We start from the raw sequence: 17,387 nt of genomic DNA on the forward strand, positions 1-17,387 counted from the left end.
TATCGATTAAATAAAGAAGCAGCCGCTTATCTGACAAACGACAACACACGAACCCGTTGAGAGAACTATGGATCTGGAAGCAACAGGCACAACTGAAATCGGCAGTTATTTCATTTCGAACTATCCTCCTTTCTCACAGTGGAAGCAGGAATACGTTACCCGAATCCATGAAGTCCTGCACCAGAGCCCCGATGCCAGCATCCCCATGGGTCTCTACATTCATATTCCCTTCTGCCGCAAACGCTGCAAATTCTGTTATTTCCGCGTCTATGAAAAACAGAACGCCAAAACCATCGAACGCTACGTACAGGCATTGCAAAAAGAATTCGAAATGCTCAGCCAGGTCGAAGCCATCAAAGGCCGCACGCTCGACTTTACCTACTTCGGCGGCGGAACACCCTCGTATCTCAGCTCCAAACAGCTGCTCTCCGTTCGTGATCGGCTCTCCAGCCTGCTTTCCTGGGAAACGGCAAAAGAAGTTACTTTCGAATGCGAGCCCGGCACCCTCAACGAGGAGAAAGTAAAAACGCTCAAAGAGATCGGCATCACCCGCATTTCGCTCGGCGTCGAAAGCTTTAACGACACTCTGCTCGAAGCCAACGGCCGCGCCCATCTGACTCCCGAAGTTTACAAAGCCTACGATTGGATTCAAGCCGTCGGCTTCCCGCAGGTCAACATCGACCTCATCGCCGGCATGATGGGTGAAACGGATGAGAACTGGTCCGAATCAGTAGAAAAAGCAGCTGAATTCGCACCAGACAACATCACCATCTACCAGATGGAGCTCCCTCATAACACGATCATTTCCAAAGAAATGAAAGAAATGGGTATCACCTCGCCCATCGCCGACTGGACCACCAAACGCCGCTGGATGAATGAAGCCATCGAAACTCTGCAAGCGAAAGGCTATCACCTCGCCAGTGGAAATGAACTCGTCAAAAACCCCGAAACCGACCGCTTCGTTTATCGCGACAATCTCTTCCGCGGCAACGACATCATCGCCACCGGCGTTTCTTCCTTTGGACACATGCAAGGCGTGCATTATCAAAACCTGGACCGCCTGGAAGACTATCTCGAAACCGTTGAAAAAGGCGATCTTCCGATCAACCGGGCACTCGAACCTTCCGAACACCAGCGACTCATCCGGGAATTTATCCTGCAACTGAAGGAAGGCCGCGTCTTGACACAGCCGTTTCAGGAAAAATTTGACGTCAATATTATCGATGAATTTTCCGAAGCACTCGAAAATCAGCGAAATGCAGGTTACCTCACCTATGATGATTCACAGGTCCAACTCACCCGCAAAGGTATGCTTCAGGCCGACAGCCTGCTGACCGAATATTTCGAACCGGAACACCGCATGGTAAGATACACTTAAAAATTGAACCGTTGTTATCGATTGAAACTCACCCCGATTCTCCCCTGATAAAAGAAGTCATTTTCAAGTGAACCCACAAGACGAACTCGATGCACTTGTCAAATTATTCCCGAGCGAACATCGACTGTTCGAGCGGGCCGAACACGTTTCTTCTGCCTCTCTGCCCGATCCCTACAAAACGCTGCTGGCTCACAACCACCACATGACGGTCACCATGGAAAAGTACCATCAATCTCCCGTTGATGTGACCGTGCTGGACCAGCGTCTCGATGAAAATGTTTACAGCAGAAAAATCCTGCTCTCCAAAACCGGCACCAATGAAGTGGTCCAGTTCGGGATCGTAAAATTCAATTTTGACTATGTGACTCAAGCCGTCAAGGACGAAATCCTGGCGGGTGAAATTCCACTGGGGCGGGTACTCATCAATCATAATGTCTTGCGCCACGTCGATTTAGGTGCGGTATTACGAATCACCGCCGGCCCGGGACTGGCCAGTGTCATGGATATCCAGCCCGGCGAAATTACCTACGGGCGACTGGCAACGATATTTTGTAACCAACAACCGGCAATTGACCTCTTGGAAGTTTCTGCTCGACTGCTATAAATGCATAACTGCTGCCCCGAACCTGACTTTGACTCGTACGATTGAAGGTTTCCCATGAACGTTTCCAACCCGCCAGACCAGCCTGCCCTCGACTCAGAATATGATGTCATTGTCATCGGTGCCGGCCCCGCCGGTTCTACTGTGGGAGCACTCCTCGCTGAGCAGGGACGAAAAACACTCGTCGTCGACCGCGCCCGGTTCCCCCGCTTTCACGTCGGCGAATCGCTGATCCCCGAAACCTATTGGTCCCTCAAACGCCTGGGACTCATCGATCAACTCAAACAGACTGCGTTCCCAAAAAAATTCAGCGTGCAGTTCGTCACCGACGAAGGCGTCGAAACGATGCCCTTCTACTTCAATGAATATAAAGAGCACGAAAGCTCGCAAACCTGGCAGGTGCTTCGTGCCGAGTTCGATCAGATGCTCGTCAACAACGCCCGGTCGAACGGTGCCACAATTCACACCGGCGCCCAGGTCCTCGACCTGCTCTGTGAAAGAGATCAGGTCACAGGCGTCAAACTCAAACTGAGTTCGCAGGAAACTTTGGATATCAAAGCCAAACTTGTTGTCGACTCCAGCGGGCAGACCGGCTTCATCGCCAATCGCTTCAAGCTGAAACAAGCCGATCCGGTTTTGAAAAAAGGAACGGTCTGGGCGCACTTCAAAAACGCACACCGCGATGCAGGCATCGACGAAGGTGCCACCATCATTCTGCAAACCGAAGGCAAACAGTCCTGGTTCTGGTATATCCCGCTCCCCGACAACGTCGTCAGCATCGGCTGTACCGGAGACATGGCCTACATGTTCTCTAAAGATCGCGGCAACAGCGAAGAGATTTTCTACCAGGAAGTCGAACGCTGTATCGGTATCAAACGCCGGCTCACCGAAGCACAACCCGTCACCGAATTCATGACGACCAAAGATTTCTCCTATCACACCAGCCAGCCGGTTGGTCCAGGCTGGATGCTGGCCGGCGACGCCCTCGGCTTCATCGACCCCGTCTATTCCAGCGGCGTGTTCCTGGCCATGAAATCGGGAGAGCTCATTGCCGATGCCATCAACGATGCCTTTGATGCGAATGACTTCTCGGTCGAGCAACTCAGCCAATGGTATCCCGGTTACAAGAGTGGCGTCGAAAACTTCCGCAAACTGGTCTACGCCTTCTACACCCCCGGCTTCAGTTTCGGCTCCTTCCTCCGGCAATACCCGCAGTTCAAAACGAACCTGGTCGACATCCTGATCGGCGACGTCTTCAAACCCGAAGTCGCAGAAATGTTTACCGTCATGCAGGAAGAAATCCCCGAACTAGCCAACCCCAAAGATCCCCAGGTCGCGCTGAAAAAGTAATCGGAAAAATAATCGTTTTTCAATGCCGCAGTTTTAGTTCTCCTCTCATTTCCAATGACATGAGAAATGCGATACTGAAAAACATTCCTCTTGCAATTTTCGCGACGGTTAAAAAACCGACTTTTCCCCTCGTTTCAGACACTTTTTCCCCGAAGTGAGAGACCTCTTGACCCGGCTGCGCCCTCCACGAAGATGCGGAGATAACGTCGCGTGCGCGAGAGAGCACTCCAAATTGCTGAAGAGACCTTCCCCTGACCATTCCAGCACGTCGCAAAAACCGCTGGTTTTATCGCGATTTTTTGAGCCCGGTTCTTAATGATCACTGGCCTGCTCCTTAATTTTTTGCGACAAACGGAACCATATTTGAACCAAAGTATGACCACTCTGCACCAGAGCTGAACCAATTCCAACCAACTTTGCCCCAGGCTCCGCAAGACACGACTTGACTCATTCCCGCCCTTCACAAAAATTCTTTTCATCGGAACACATTCCCGGAAAGAAAATCTCACCCAATAAAACAACAGAAAGAAAATCAAGTATGCCACAGCAGCTCCACATGAATACAAAGAAGAGACAACACCGTCCCGCTACCGACCGACTCTTGAGCAACTGGTACAAGACGTAGCAGCATTCTACCCGATGTTTCGCGATGCCCCCAAGATGAACACCGCGACCTGAATACAACACACCGGTCGCCAGCGTTGGCGCGCCAACATACAAGAGTAACCCAATGATAGGGGTAGGAAGGACCGGTTGCTTCCGGTCCCCCCTCCCTCCGAACCGGACGTGCGGTTCTCCCGCATCCGGCTCTCCGGTTGGTAGTTTTACCTCTGCGAGGATTGACTGGCCAGAACATGGGATTGTTTCAAGGAGAACAGTCCCTGTTCGGCAAAATAAGCATTGGGCCAGCGTAAATGATCGTGTCCTCGTCCGCGACCTTTGCCTTTACGACGTTTCCGAAGTATACTTCGCAGACGCATGCGAACCCACTGATCCAGGATGGTATACGTGGAAGGCTGGCAGTGTTGAAAATAATTGAACCAGCCACGTAGCGTCGGGTTGAGCTGTGCAATGATGCATTGAAGGCTATGCCCGTTCGTCCGCCTCGTCTTCTGCCGAATGGAGTCTTTGAATTTCTGGAGACTTTTCTTTCGAGGGAAGCGATAACGCCCCTGGAAAGTGTAACCCAGAAAATCGAAGCTCCCCTCGGCCATGTCGACGATGTGAGTCTTGTCCGGATGCAGCGTCAGGCCGGCTTCCGCCGTCCACTGCCGCACCATCTCCAAAGCTCGCTCGGCGTCTTCCCGAGTTCGACACAAAATCACGAAGTCGTCTGCGTAACGGACCATCTCAATTCCGGCTCCCGCCATCAAATGGTCGAGGGGATCGAGATAGATGTTGCTGAGCAACGGGCTGATCACCGCTCCCTGGGGGCTCCCACGATCGGGAGTCCATTCGGCAAGGTCATCTAGAATCTGTTGACGCAGAAACATCTCGATCAGCGTCAGCACCTGGCCGTCGCTGATTTTCTCCCGGACCCGATTCATCAACTTATCGTGGGGAATTGTGTCGAAATAGCTCTTCAAATCTGCATCCACCACATATGTGTAACCGCTTTCGAGCAGCGTATCGACACGCTGTAGCGCATCCTTACAGCCGCGCCCGGGACGGAAACCATAGCTTTGCTCGGCGAAATCCCGTTCGAAGATTGGTTCCAGCACTTGGCGTAATGCGGTCTGCACCACCCGATCCCGAGCTGTGGGAATCCCCAGAGGACGCAGTTCCCTGCTCCCCGGCTTGGGAATCCACTGTCGCCGGATTGCCTGCGGTTGGTAGTTTCCTTCCCGCAGTTGTTGCGACAGCTTTCTCAGGTTCGGGATCAATCGCTCGGCGAAGCGTTCGCAGCTGACGTGATCCACACCAGCTGCACCGCCGTTGGCGGCTACTCTACGAAACGCCTGATACAAATTTCGATCACGATCGACTTTATCGATCAGACTGAACCATTGGCCTCCTTTCACCCCCGTTTCGAGGGCCGTCAACATGCGGTCTGTCCAGACACATGGTTCTACCCAGTCCCAGCGGGACGAAGCTTCTCCGACTTGTTTAGCCGCAAACGGCACTCGCGTCGGTTTTTGTTCCCTGTTTCGGTTCATTCCACATCTACCTTCCTGCATCCCTTTGCTCCACGGGCGTTACCCCGCTTCTTCGCTAATATGGATGCTCTGACTCCTACCCAACTGGCTCTTCGTACCGGTCGGCTCCAGAGAATCCGGAATCCGGCACATGAACGCCATCCTTAAGATCGGGCAGGTCTCCCTGCTTCATCACATCAAACCTTCAGACCATTCCGTCTCCAACCACCCCTCGTTGCCCCCGGGACCGACCTGGTTTTGAACCACGGGGCTGACCGTCGCGGAACCGCTGGCAGCGGTCCCGCACCCACTCGGCAGAGTTTCGCACGACGTCACTTGGGCTTCGCCATTCCCTAGCTGGCTCACCACAACGAAAAGCCGAATCGAGTTCGTTATCCTACGGACTAGTCGTTCACATCCGGTTGCTCTCCACCTCCTCTCACGAGAACGCAGTTACCTTCTGTTACGAAGTTCAGGTCAAACTTCGGCAAGGACTTTCACTTCGCTGATTCAATGCGCTTGCAGGCGCACTAGGGGTTGCCCTGTGGGGCCACCCGCGGTATCGACGTATTTTGTGTGATGGCATTCGAAACACTTTTCCGGCTCCTTCGCCAGAATGAATCCATTTCGAAACCCGACAGGCGGGCGGACACATGGGTCCGCACCCTACAACAACTTGCTCATCCCCTTGTAATGAAATCGTCCGCATCCTCTGCCACCTCCTGTTGCCTGCGGCAATCTCGAATTGCATTCGAGACCACCCACTCAGAAGTTTTCGTGCTCTTTCGTGTTATTCGTGGTAGAAAAAAACTACCAGACACAAAAAAAGCCCTGTCATGGTTATCACCACAACAGGGCTGAATTCACACTGTGTGAAATTAGTCCTTCTTATATTCGGGTGCTTTACCCAGCGGATACAGGTCCCATTTGCGAACCCACATCTCCGCCATTTCGGTCTGCACCAGCAGTTTACCGTGATCGGGCTTGGCATCATAACCGGCATTCACGACCACTCCGTTGACGAGATACTTAATCTTGCCACCCTCACAGATGACGTCCATTCGGGTCCACTCACCGAATTTGCTTTCGACGTCGTCCTTGCCGCGGAAGCCAACCTTGTCGGCCCAGTCAGGGTCACGGCCCCACCAGTTAATCCGCCCGGAGCTCAATGTGATTTCTTCGCCATCCTTCTTCCAGACCTTTTCGCCATCGCGGTCTTTGGTGATCGTGGTCGTCAGTGAAGTTGGAATCGGCTCGCCGGTCTTGGGATCTTTCCCCGTTAAGACCAGAATATCACCCACGCCCCCTTCGATGATCTGGGCTTCAATCGACGCCATCCAGGTATTGCCATAACCGCCGTCCGGTCCATGACAGTGAATCAGCACGCCCGAGTCACGGGCACGGTCTTCCCGTTTGCCCCAGGTCTTGCCGCCCCATTTGAATTCAATCACCATGTGGTAATCGCGGTAATCTTTCTTGGTGATCAGTCCACCATATCCATCGCCCGAAATATGCAGCATGCCATCTTTGACAGTGAAGATTTTTTTGGGATCTTCATATTCCGTTCCCCGGTTCCAGACATACAGGCCATCCAGATTCTTGCCGTTAAACAGATGCGTCACTCCTTCTTTCGGAGTAACAACTTTGTCCCCGGCTTCTGCTCCCACAGAACAGACAGCAGCCAGACAGACACAGGTAATCATAAGGAGTCGTTTCAAAACCATTTGAGCATTCCTGAACTAGGGCACGTTCCACAAGACCGGAAGGCTGGGGAAGTGCTGCAATAAAACCATCTTCGGGATCAGCCGAAGTTAACTTCTTTAATAAAATTAAGTTATTGGATCGGCAGACGCTTCGCAAGAAGGAAGATCAAAAAAGTCAGCAGTCAGGTTAAAATACACAATCAGGGGTACAGGTCGCAGGTAATAAAGTATCCCCTGGCCCTCACAGATACTGTACCACTGGGAAGATTGAGTGCTTCGTGACCGTAACCGAGACCTGCAAGAACCGCAGCTAACGCCGTGCGGCTGATCTCGGCTTTGGTATTTTTGCCAGTTAGAGTTCGCTACTAGCCGAAGGGCATTAGCCCCGGTTCCTCCCCAGTCCGTTTTGGACTGCGCCTCCTGGTGTCTTTTACCAAGACGAATGCGAACGAAGAAACACGACCTGGCGTTTCCTGGTTTATAAATAATCTGAGACTGACGGAATGAATTATGTTCTAATGCTACAAAACGATACACAACAATTGACAACTTAGTATAAGAATCAATATGTTGGCATTTCTGAGTAAATGTTAGGAAAAAATATCACTGACTTTCTGAATGAGGTCTCAAACGTGAATACACCACCTCGCAAACGTCGTCGTCGTAGACCACAAGAAGAACCAACTGAGGAACGGTATGAGTCTCCTCGCAGGAGGAAGAAGAAAAGTTCTGGTAATCCTAAAAAGAAAAAATCATCGAAACCTAACATCCCCATCGGGTTAATAGCAGGCGTTGCTGGAACGGTCGTTGTTGTCATCGCAATTATGGTTGTTGACTGGAAAAGTCTTGGCCAATCCATTGGCCTTTCCAGTACTTCGGAGTCATTGACAAAACGTTTACTGTCTTATCAGGAAGAGCAGGCTTCGATTCTTGCCTCCATTAAAACAGAAGCAGATGCGCAGGCGGCAGGCCCAAAACTCATTCAACTCAATGAAGACATGGCGAGAACCTCATTCGAAATCTCCGAGTTGCAAGAAGCCGAGAATCTCCCACTCTCAGAGAGAATGGCATTAAAGAAGGAGTTTGGCGAAAAGTCGAAAGCAAGCGCAGCTCGCATGGCAGAAGAGATACAACGAATTGCTAAGAATCCTCAACTAGCGTCCACAGTCAGAGTGATCATGTCTGAGTCGGGTGCCGCACGCTCGCGAGTGACCAATGAATTAAGATTAAATAAAGCGAAAGAAGGTGTAAATGACGATGGTTATTCACCTGTTACTTCCAGTACAGAACTGACGAATGGAATGAGGATTGAGTTTATTGATCCTTTCAATATGTGGAAAAAAGGGATGATTTCTGATGTTCGAAATGATGGCAAAGTGAAAGTCGGGATTGCCTTCGAATATTTAGATCGAGATCGACTGCGAATCCCTGACTAATAAATCAGGATATTATTCAGGGGATGATGAAGAAAGCGAAACCTGTCATCAAATCGGGCGGAAAGCCTTTTGGAAATTCGGGCACCGGTCTTTTGTACCAGGAAGGTGGCAAGACCGGTTCTAATCTGATTCGATTGGAAAGTTCATGAAATTGCGTCCCCGCTTGCCAGTTGCGCTATTGCTGCTGATCTTTTTGCTTCTCGGTTCTCGTCTGATCTGGACGCTGGGAGTCTCCGCCGACAGTGGGAGACTGCTCGGGGATGAATGGATCGCACAGGTCCGCTCACTCACCAACTGGGAACCGCCAGTCCCCTACCGGACTCCCGCGGAACAGGCCGCTTACTGGGTCGAGCAGACCAGGGAAATGCAAGCAGCACAACAGGCCCCCCAGGTAGCAATGGGGGCAGCCTGGATGCTGGATTCGCCTTGCAGGTTCTTTCAATATAAAGCCAAATTGGATGAGCCCAGTTCATCTTACCGCTTTACATTGCAACCAGGGTCCGATCACGAAACCGTCAAAGCAAGGGAGAATGATTTTGAACGACGCGCCCGTGAAGCCTGCCTGAAACAGAGTGAACTGGCAACACGCCTGGATCCCAGTGATAAGCATCTGTGGCGCAACCGGGCACTGCTCCTGTTTCAGTTCCAGGACAACGCTTGGAACCCTTCCGTGTTCTTTCCCCCCCACGGCGTGGGAAACTGGCAGGAACTGTACGGGTTCATCCCCCGCACGGAGAACTGGCAGGCAATTCTCGATGAATGCGCGCAACATGATCCCGATAATGCGCTCTACGACTACCTGGCAGCTATCTACTTATCTTCTGTTTCGAATCAGAAAAACTCGCTGTGGCAAACAGAGATCCTGGATCTTCCTAAACACAAACTGGCACAGCAACGACTCAGGGCAGGGCTCAAGAAACCCTTTCTGAAAACCGGATACACGGGGGAAGCAGCAACACTCGCCTTCCTGAGTCATACCACATTCACAATGAACCAACAGACACAAATGGCAGAGAGCAGGAAAAACAATTTCAGAGAGAAGTATATTTTGTGCCGACTGTTCCAGATTCTGGATCAAGAATATCAATCTGAATTTCTCTTAAAACAATACGATGCTCTGGATGTGTATTTTAGAGATTACCTGAAGATTTCGCAGCAACTTTCCAATGGACCTGCGTATGATAATTTCGCCAAGCTGGGACAAGATTTTTATTCTCTTGAAAAGGTGAAGCTGATCACTCTGAATCAAAAATTCCCCGGTCTATTTGAGCCTACAGAGTATGAAGCGATATTAACAGAATTCAGGCAGATACTCCTGAAGCAGAAGACATATAACAAAGCGATCAAACAAATCGAAAAGGGAGAGAAGTACAGCCCCAATGACACGCCCCATTTTTTTCGGTTAGCACTACTCTCGGCGACCTCAGTTAACCTGATCATCATCTCACTCACCTGCGCGATGCTAACCGGCGTTTTGAGCTGGTTCGGTACGCGCGATCCAAATTCGGAATTCGTCGGCATGGGGTTCTGGCGTCCCCTCGTCTGCTGGTTTCTCGGAACCAGTATCAGCCTCATATTGTGGGGACTCGCTACCACTCAAAAGAACCCTTTTAAGATAGACTACCAGTCACTGCTGTTCATCCACTGGACCGGTTATATCCTGTTTGTCCTGGGATTACTGTATCTGATTCACGCCGGATTTTCGGTTCCCTGGCTTCAACTCCTGGGAATCAGTTTCTTGATGGCTCTGCTCGTTCTGATCATCTACTCCAGCACCGGTTTCATTCAGCTCTGGATAAAAATTCCCCAGACATACATTACCGCCCTGATAACCCTCTCCCTTCTCTTCACCACACTCTCTCTACACCAGACCGTAAAATTCTTCAGGGAAAAGTTACATTCTCAGAAGCGGGCCATTTTGATCTGTAGCCTCATCCTGGTAATCGCTGCGATTCTGGTTCCTTATGGTTTAAAACCGGCCACTGTAGATCAGATCTCTGTTCGCCTCAAAGGGGGTCTGCTTTACCCTTTCACCTGGTTAAGTTTTTTGAAATTCCGGATGATCGATGGGGAGTTTAGTAACATTTTTGGCCTGTTCAACTCGACTGCCACCCGGGTCTGGCTAACCTGGTACTGGCTGACAGGGGAACTCTTTGCAGCATTCATTTCCGTCTCGCTACTGCTACTCTGGTACCTGAAGCGCCAGTCCCGCCTCATCGAAGGGGGATTTCCCAACCTCTTGCAGACGAGAAAACGGATCTCACTGCGCCACACAGGTCGCGTGCTGACTCAATCGTGTCTGATCGCTGCGTTACTCTTTTCGCTCGTCTACCTGGCAGTCGCTCCCAACTTTCTTCAGGCCACACAGACTCAGATCCTGAAGAACTATCAACGCCTGGAGGATTGCGATGTAAGCCAGAAAAAAACCAGGGCCGTCCAGGCAGAGATTGAAGCAGATACGTCCTTTATGAACCAGCTCCGGATAGGTGAAACCAATACCGAAGAGCTCTTCGCGAGATAGCCATCTCCCCAAGAACCACCAGTAAAAGTGTTCTAAACCGATTTACTGAGAACTGCGCGTCGCCACGGCGGCTGCATCGTGGGGATGCAGGCTTTCCAGATGGTTGATCTCGACGCGGAAATCTTTGACTCCCTCCAGTTGGGTCAAAGCCGCCTTCAGCTTGCGGGCTGCGTCTTCACAGAACATCAGGTTCGAGCCGTTCAAACGGGCAAATTCCTGTTCATCTTCGCGTTTGACAGCTGTCTGCACGGGGGTCGCGATCACGCGTTCCAGATAATCAATCAGAGACTCGATCGGAAAATCATCCAGTTCGCTGTCTAATTCCACCGTCACATCCGCATGGCTCCGTTGACTGTGCGGCACCGCCAGAATGGCTTCCTGTGTTCCCAGCCATTGGAAAATTTCATCGTGAGTCAACTCGCTTCGATCACCAAAGGCTTTCTCAAACGCCTGTTGAATCAACTGTCTTGATAAAGCAGCTGAACAGGGACAGGCACTGGAATACGTCAGGCGCACCGACAGCTGATGCTGGAATGTTCCTTGCTTCAAAGCACTCTGAATCTGAACTGGATATGCACGCCAGCCGGCATGATCCGACAGCAAAGCCGGCCGTTTCAGCGAATGTTCATAAGACAGCGTTAAAAAACTGTTCGCACTCATGTCCTGGTGTGTCTGAATGAACTCTTTCAGAATGTCATTCACCAGAGGCAGTGAAAGTTCTGCATCGGCCAGACGATTGTTCAAACTGAGAAACAGGCGGGACATATGAATTCCCTTGACCTGCTCATCATCCAGACTGACGGCGGCATCAGCGCGAGCCGGAGTCCGAAAGATCTCTCCTGAAGCATCGCGTAAGCGGAGTACAAGCTCCACACCGGACATCCCGACGCGATCCAGCGTACCGCCGATTTGGGGGACAGTCTCATTCGCGATATCAGGCAAGCTGCCTGCCAGAGGTGTAAGCCCGGATTCCGTAGACGAAAGCGAATGATCCGTCGGTGCCTCGGCCCCCATTTGTTTAAGGTTCAGTGCATCGGAAACAAATTCAAACATCTCATCGTTCTTTCGTCGCTATGCCTCAGGTGAAACTCAAAGTTCACAAAAGATTCTTCTAATTTTGATCGAATTCAAACTGTGACCGATACTATAACAAAAAAAGGCCCCTATAACATTTAGTCGCCTCGAATCTTTTTTCAAGTATCAAAATTTGATTCTGATCCTGTTTTCATTGTATTAACCCCAATTGAGGCCTGAAATTACAGATCAGAAGCCCTAAACGGGCCCATAGGTCTGTTTTAGTCGCTCGGGGCAACCTGAATCGGACATTCTCGGAATCCGAACGGAGATTTCAAGCCCAGTATCCCAACTCGGCACTCGGAACAACGCGTTTCTGATCAACGATAGAAGTGAATCCCTCATTCTGACGTGGGGGACGCAAGCTCATACTATTGCGGTCTGACTTTCGCAGAAGAAATGCTGAGGCGTCCCCGCTGTTCCCAGCCACGGGGAGCTTGTAAAGTTTCAATAGGAATCGAAGGGACTTCCTGACCAATAATTCCAGGACGTTGCAGAGGCGTGTACATTGATGCCTGCTGAATATTCACCTGATTGGTCTGCTGAGTTAAGTAGCTCGACAGACGATTGGATTCCGTATGTAGCGGGTTGAGCGTTAACGCCTGAGTCACCGCCGGATACACCTTTTCCATTTCGTTGGCCTGTAGACAGGCATATGCCAGCCGATACCAGTCATCAGCAGAGATATCAGACCGATTTTTCATCGCCTGCTCCAGAGAAGCAATCGAATCAGTCCATCGCTGCTGGGAACCATAGGCGACTCCCAGTAACCATTGTGCTTCCGCCCGCTGGTCAATGGTCGCTGCGGTATTGTGACAGATGGGGCGTAAGATCGGCGTTGCCCGGTTCGATTCCCCCTGCTTGATCTGTAGTGCCGCCAGCTTCAATCGCGAAACAATATTGTAAGGCTCTACCTGCAAGACACGATGATAGGTTTCCACGGCAGAGGAATTCAGTCCCGCTAATTCTTCCAACTCGCCTTTTAGCAATAAGGCACGAATATTCGTCGGATCCAGGTTCAGACCCAGTTCCAGATTTTTCAATGCGTCGGTATACTGTTTCTTCTCATACAACAGATACGACAAGTCAATATAAGGCCCCGGATCATCGGGAGCCAGCACGGTCGTTTTTTCCAACTGCTGAATCGCTTCTTCCGAGTAGCCGTTGGCGATTAAAAATTCTGACAGTTGATGACGGACTGCCGCGTTATTCGGATTCGATGCAACCGCCTGCTTGAGCAACTCCGCCGCATGCTCCTGGCGACCGCTTTCCGTTGCCACGCGCACCTCTTCAATCAGCTCCTGAGATTGAGAATCCCGCACCGCCATTTTCTGCTTCCAGCTAATGCACCCGCTGCACATTCCCAACAGAAGTGCGACAGCCAGCCACCGCCTGATCCACATCGAACTTGACCGCAATGCGCACAAATTTCGCGTCAGATCCCTTGATCGGAATCGGCGTTCTGGGAACAAGTTTTCAGGTCGATCTCTCATGAAATGGTGTAATCAGCATGAAAGAAACATAAAACAGGAACAGACAATTGAAGCAGGGAGTTGGAATTCAGGAACAACGAGCTCGACTTCAGACCGCGAAACTTAGCATTTTTTCGATTTTCAGGGTAGAGGAACTCACCCCCATTTCCCTGCGAGACGGTGCTCCGAATATTTCCCAACGCGAAGTAAGAACTTCCGGCCAGATTCGGATCGGTCTTGGAGAAATTAAGTAACGCTTTCACATCAACTTATCGTCATTCGTTGATCAGAAACATCTCCCCAATTCTGTCTTGGAACTGGAATCCCCTAAAATCAGGTATGATCAGGCAACTTTAGAACTTAGATAAATTAGTAACAATCGAGAACTCTTATTAATAGCCCCGCAAAAACTTAGCTTATCCGACCCAACCAACACGACCAATCATTGACATCGGTGCGATCCTCAGGGTACAAAAGAGTGACTAATGGATTAGTTGCTCGAAGCTTTCAAATGAACAGGAAACATTTGGAAGAATAGAGAATCTGGCGTGATGGACTACGTCTTATTTCGGCATGGCTTTCTGCCCCTGGTCGTGCAATTGTGTAGCTCGATTTTAAAAAAGGTCGAAAAGGATGAGTCTGATCAAAAACATGAATCTGAAAAAAGTGTGTCTGAGCGTCGGATGTTTTCTGGCGATCGGCATGGTGTCACTCGCCGAATCCAACGCAGGGATTATCCCCTGGACATACAACGCCATTTTTGGACCAAGCCGAAATGGTCCGATGTACCGTGCCGCGTATGCTCCTCAACCCTACACTGCCAACTACGGCGGTTATGGTATGATGAATTCAGGAAGCTGCTGCGGCACTCCCGGTTACACAGCCAACTATGGTGCTGCAAGACCCGCTCAGTCGCGACGCGCTTCTCGCGCTGCCTATCGCTGGTATCTGATCAATAACCCCCAAGTCGTCGGCGTCAGCTACAATAGCTTCGGCGGAGGAAGCTCCACTCAATTTGCAGGTGTTGCCTACGGCCCGACCGGAAACTGTGGTCCCTGCGGAATGGGTGGCTGTGGTATCGGCGGTTGCTCAACGGGTGCCTGTGGAGCCGGTGGTTGCAGCACAGGACAATGTGGCGTGAACTACAATCCTGTAGCAAATCCCGCATCAGCCAGCACTCCAACACCAGATCCCAACGCCGGCGGTAAAGTTCCGACACCGCGCGACGTCGAAAACACGCCACCAAAAACGTACTCTGAAAAACCAATGGCCCCTGAGAATAAAGAAGAGAGTATCGAAGATTCCGGCTTTGGCGCACGTCGATACAATCCGTCTCCGATGGACACACCGATGCCCAAGAATGAAGCAAAAGATCTGTTCGAAACCCCCATCAAAGGGAACGAAACAGAATCTCCGATGCCAGAAGCAAAACCAGCATTGCCAGACTTCGGAACAGAAAAGCCTGAGTTTGGTACTGAGAAGAAATCGGACGATGACTTCTTCGGAACCGGTGAAAACAAAGCGTTCAAGCCTACTCCCGATGGAAAGCTTCCCAAAACAGCGATCCCTCAGAAGAAAGCAGCTCCCACAACCACTCCCGGGAAAGATGCTCCCAAAGCAGAACAGGGAATCAATTTGCCTCCTCTGCGGGTACGGCCTCTGAACCTGGATCAGAAAATCACCTGGAAGTCGGCTCCCCGAGCAGAACGACTTACCATTCGCGCACACTTCTCTGCACCGCGCATCGCTAAGCAGGATGTCCCCGCGAACTCAGGTTGGTTTGCCATCACGGATACCGCCAAAGTCGCCAGCAAATAACAGCCGGCGTCTCTAGAACCTATAAAGTGCAAGTGCGTCCTCGCCTTGCACTTTTTTTATGCGCCGATTGCGTTATTGTAAAAGGAGTCTCACCACCACCCGTTTGAACCATCAAGATTGAAAATCCGGATCCGGACAATGCAAAACGCAGAAATTGCCCGCCAGTTCGAAGAGCTGGCAGATTTACTCGAAATTCAGGGAGCCAACCCGTTTCGCCTTCGCGCCTATCGCAATGCGGCTCGTACCATCTCGGGACTCTCGGAGTCGATTGCAGACATCGCGAAAAACACGCCCAAAGAATTACAGGAACTGCCGGGCATCGGTAAAGACCTCGCCGAAAAAATTGAAACGATCGTCGAGACAGCCAACCTGCCGCAACTCGAAGAACTGAAAGAAGAAATCCCGGCTGACGTCGTCCGCATGCTCGACATCCCCGGCATCGGGCCCAAGAAAGTTGCCTTTCTCTTCAAAGAACTCTCGATTCATTCACTCGCCGATCTCAAAGCGGCCGCCGAAAACGGTGTCATCGCCGAGCAAAAAGGCTTCGGCAAAAAAACCGAGCAGATCATCCTTGAAGGTCTCGAACATCTCAGTCAGGCCGGCAATCGGGTGCGACTTGCCGAAGCCAAGGCGCAGTCCGATGAAATCATCCACGATCTCGGTCAGTTAGACTCGGTGCAGCAAATCTCGGAAGCAGGCAGTTGTCGCCGACGCAAAGAGACCGTCGGCGATCTGGATATTCTTGTGACATCCAGTCACCCCAACGAAGTCATGGATGCGTTGGAGAACCATGAACTCGTCAAAGCGGTCCTCGCTCGCGGTGAAACCAAACAGCGCGTCCGTTTGAATTCCGGACTGGAACTTGATCTGCGCGTGGTGCCTGAAGAATCGTATGGCGCTGCCCTGCTCTATTTCACCGGCTCCAAAGAACACAACATCGTGCTCCGTCGTCGCTCGCAGGACAAAGGCCTTAAACTCAACGAGTACGGCCTGTTCAAAAAAGACAAGTTCGTCTCCGGCAAGACCGAAGAAGAAGTTTATCAAACACTCGGCCTGCCTTGGATTCCTCCTGAAATCCGTGAAGACCGGATGGAATTCGCCGCGGCTGACAAAAACGAATTACCGGAGTTGATCGAACTCAAACACATTCGCGGCGATTTGCACATGCACACCACGGCCACCGACGGCACGGCGTCGATTCAGGAAATGGCAGAAGGCGCGCTGGCCAAAGGCTATCAGTACATCGCGATCACCGATCACTCCAAACGCGTTACCATGGCCAATGGTCTCGACGCCAAACGACTGCGGGCACACTGGAAAGCCATCGACAAAATTCAGGATAAAGTTCCCGACATTCAAATTCTCAAAGGTATCGAGTGCGATATCCTGGAAGATGGCAGCATGGATCTGCCTGATGACGTTCTCAGAGAAGCCGACTGGGTCATCGCCGTCCTGCACTACGGCCTCAAGCAACCCCAGGAACAGATCAATCGGCGTCTGCTCAACGCCATTCAAAATCCAAACGTTTCCATACTCGGTCATTTATCAGGTCGCCTCATCGGAAAACGTCCCGGTGCAGATCTGAATTACAGAGAGATCCTGCAAGCCGCCGCCGATCATGGCACCATGCTGGAAATCAATGCCCATCCGATGCGGCTGGACATCGATGACATTCACGCCGCCAAAGCCAAAGAGCTGGGAATCCCGATTGTGATTAATACTGACGCCCATAGCGTCAAAGGCCTGGACGTAATGCAGTACGGCGTCTACCAGGCACGTCGGGCAGGCTTAACAAAAAAAGATGTCGCAAACACCAAAACCTGGAAACAGTTTCAGAAACTACTCAAAAAATAAGCGGATTCTTTGATCTAACGGGGATAATTATTCGTTTCAGCTGTT

The 17,387-nt window shown here is 51.0% G+C and carries 12 protein-coding genes; 7 read left to right on the forward strand and 5 right to left on the reverse strand.

Annotated elements, in window-relative coordinates; genetic code table 11:
* The first annotated feature begins 67 nt into the window (after positions 1-67).
* The 3 genes from Enr17x_RS21695 (at position 68) to Enr17x_RS21705 (ending at position 3,329) form a co-directional block, all read left to right on the forward strand.
* Positions 68-1,378 (forward strand): coproporphyrinogen-III oxidase family protein, encoded by a 1,311-nt coding sequence (locus Enr17x_RS21695; RefSeq protein ID WP_145311787.1) that lies wholly within the window; start codon positions 68-70, stop codon positions 1,376-1,378.
* A 67-nt stretch (positions 1,379-1,445) separates the two neighbouring features.
* Positions 1,446-1,982 carry a hypothetical protein gene (locus tag Enr17x_RS21700; RefSeq protein ID WP_145311788.1) on the forward strand — a complete coding sequence of 179 codons (537 nt, stop codon included), beginning with the start codon at positions 1,446-1,448 and terminating at the stop codon, positions 1,980-1,982.
* A 54-nt stretch (positions 1,983-2,036) separates the two neighbouring features.
* Positions 2,037-3,329: an NAD(P)/FAD-dependent oxidoreductase gene (locus Enr17x_RS21705; RefSeq protein ID WP_145311789.1), complete on the forward strand. Its 1,293-nt coding sequence runs from the start codon at positions 2,037-2,039 to the stop codon at positions 3,327-3,329.
* An 824-nt stretch (positions 3,330-4,153) separates the two neighbouring features.
* Here Enr17x_RS21705 and ltrA read toward each other — a convergent pair.
* The 3 genes from ltrA to Enr17x_RS21715 form a co-directional block, all read right to left on the reverse strand.
* Positions 4,154-5,485: a group II intron reverse transcriptase/maturase gene (gene ltrA, locus Enr17x_RS21710; RefSeq protein ID WP_198000725.1), complete on the reverse strand. Its 1,332-nt coding sequence runs from the start codon at positions 5,483-5,485 to the stop codon at positions 4,154-4,156.
* Positions 5,486-5,656: 171 nt separating this feature from the next.
* Positions 5,657-5,830 (reverse strand): hypothetical protein, encoded by a 174-nt coding sequence (locus Enr17x_RS29715; RefSeq protein ID WP_198000726.1) that lies wholly within the window; start codon positions 5,828-5,830, stop codon positions 5,657-5,659.
* Positions 5,831-6,342: 512 nt separating this feature from the next.
* Positions 6,343-7,188, reverse strand: coding sequence for a 3-keto-disaccharide hydrolase (locus tag Enr17x_RS21715; protein ID WP_145311790.1), 846 nt, complete (start codon positions 7,186-7,188; stop codon positions 6,343-6,345).
* Between the two features lie 611 nt (positions 7,189-7,799).
* On the opposite strand from Enr17x_RS21715, the gene Enr17x_RS21720 reads away from it, so the two are divergent.
* Both Enr17x_RS21720 and Enr17x_RS21725 read left to right on the forward strand, forming a co-directional pair.
* On the forward strand, positions 7,800-8,603 hold the full coding sequence (locus tag Enr17x_RS21720; protein WP_145311791.1) for a hypothetical protein: 804 nt from the start codon (positions 7,800-7,802) through the stop codon (positions 8,601-8,603).
* A 145-nt stretch (positions 8,604-8,748) separates the two neighbouring features.
* On the forward strand, positions 8,749-11,124 hold the full coding sequence (locus Enr17x_RS21725; RefSeq protein ID WP_145311792.1) for a hypothetical protein: 2,376 nt from the start codon (positions 8,749-8,751) through the stop codon (positions 11,122-11,124).
* A gap of 42 nt (positions 11,125-11,166) precedes the next feature.
* On the opposite strand, the gene folE2 is transcribed toward Enr17x_RS21725, so the two are convergent.
* Together folE2 and Enr17x_RS21735 are read right to left on the reverse strand one after the other, a co-directional pair.
* A complete protein-coding gene (gene folE2, locus Enr17x_RS21730) occupies positions 11,167-12,177 on the reverse strand; it encodes a GTP cyclohydrolase FolE2 (RefSeq protein ID WP_145311793.1) in 1,011 nt (336 codons plus the stop codon).
* Positions 12,178-12,569: 392 nt separating this feature from the next.
* A complete protein-coding gene (locus Enr17x_RS21735; RefSeq protein WP_198000727.1) occupies positions 12,570-13,526 on the reverse strand; it encodes a tetratricopeptide repeat protein in 957 nt (318 codons plus the stop codon).
* 777 nt (positions 13,527-14,303) lie between these two features.
* Here Enr17x_RS21735 and Enr17x_RS29720 point away from each other — a divergent pair.
* Complete coding sequence (locus Enr17x_RS29720) at positions 14,304-15,488, forward strand: hypothetical protein (RefSeq protein WP_198000728.1); 1,185 nt, start codon at positions 14,304-14,306, stop codon at positions 15,486-15,488.
* A 138-nt stretch (positions 15,489-15,626) separates the two neighbouring features.
* Positions 15,627-17,342: a DNA polymerase/3'-5' exonuclease PolX gene (gene polX, locus Enr17x_RS21745; RefSeq protein WP_145311796.1), complete on the forward strand. Its 1,716-nt coding sequence runs from the start codon at positions 15,627-15,629 to the stop codon at positions 17,340-17,342.
* The last annotated feature ends 45 nt before the right edge of the window (positions 17,343-17,387 follow it).

Origin of the sequence: Gimesia fumaroli, assembly GCF_007754425.1 — a bacterium.
In the GTDB taxonomy this organism is placed as follows: Bacteria; Planctomycetota; Planctomycetia; order Planctomycetales; family Planctomycetaceae; genus Gimesia; species Gimesia fumaroli.